Raw genomic sequence first — 1,211 nt, 5'->3', positions numbered from 1 at the left:
GGCCCGGCACATCAGCTCTCGGATCGCGTAGTGGGCCAGCAAGATGCCCCACATCTCCTGTTCGATCAGGTCAGGGCTCTGGGAGCGGAGGATCCCGCCACCGCCGCGCAGGTGGGTTTTGATCTCATCCAGCCCGGATTCGTGCTCCCACCTTTGGTGGTAGGCGAACGCGGCCTGTGCGGCGCTCAACTCGGCCGGATCCAGGATCGTCGTGATCACGCAGATCAGCTCGCCGTCAGGGCCGCCACGGTCGGGCACGGTGTACTCCACCGCCCGCACCAGGCGGGCGCGGTCACCATCGATTGATTCACCGGCCCGTGCCGCCGCGAGCAGTGCGGCCTTGCGCTTGGCCGTGGTGTCCGGCGCGAAGATCAGGGCCAGGTAGGAGCCATCAGGCAGGCGCCGCACCAACGGCAACGCAACGGCCGCGCCGACCCGCCAGCACAACGCGGCACCGCTCGCGGCATAGTGCTCCCACAACTGCCAGGAGAAAAAGCCCGCATCCGCCATCACCAGCATGTCGGCCTGCAGATGACCGGCCAACTCGGTGGCCAGTTCGCGTTCTCCGGTGCGGCACGGCCCCAGCGCGGCGGCGATCTGAGCATGGGTCCCGCACTCCGACAGCGACACGACCTGCAGTTTCGGGAAAGCCGACTCCTTTGGGCCGCTGCCCATCTTGCCGAACGCCGCCAGGTTGCCGTCGGTGTCGGGCACATCGAAACTCGTCCCGTCGATCGCCATCAGCCTTCGCCCGCGCAGCCACGCGCCCTGGGTACCCCTACCCGCGACCGGTAGCGCCGCCCGGTGGAACAGTTCCTTGAGTGGCTCGGCTCCCAGCCGCTGCCGCGCCTGGGTAATCGCCGAGGTAGAGGGTACCTTCCAGTCCCGCTCCCAGGAGCCCAGGCCCTGCAGTGTGCCGGTCATCTGCCGCATGACCTCCTCATACGGCTGGCCGAACAGCAACCCCAGGCCGATCACGTACCGGACCATCACATGCGCCGGCAGCAACCTCGACCGCTTCTCACGCTTACCGGTCGCATCAACGACTTCCTCGATCAGATCCCGAGAAAACGCCGCGGCCAGCACGCCCAGCGAAATGTGATCGGTCAAACGGCCGCCTATCAGCGGCTCCTGCGCTCCAGACACGACCGCAACCTACCGGCCACAACCACTCCACGCAGCGCACTCACCCCGACCTGCAGAAGATCCCT

1 protein-coding gene is annotated in these 1,211 nt (G+C 67.2%); it reads right to left on the bottom strand.

The features are described from left to right. Positions 1–1,146, bottom strand: a 1,146-nt coding sequence (locus AB0F17_RS66470) for an IS4 family transposase (protein ID WP_358047868.1), incomplete at its 3' end; no start/stop codon positions are given. Positions 1,147–1,211: the final 65 nt, after the last annotated feature.

This window comes from Nonomuraea sp. NPDC026600, assembly GCF_040638335.1.
Taxonomy (GTDB): domain Bacteria; phylum Actinomycetota; class Actinomycetes; order Streptosporangiales; family Streptosporangiaceae; genus Nonomuraea.
Note: the sequence above shows the minus strand (reverse complement) of the source record. Positions and strands in the feature narration are given on the sequence as shown.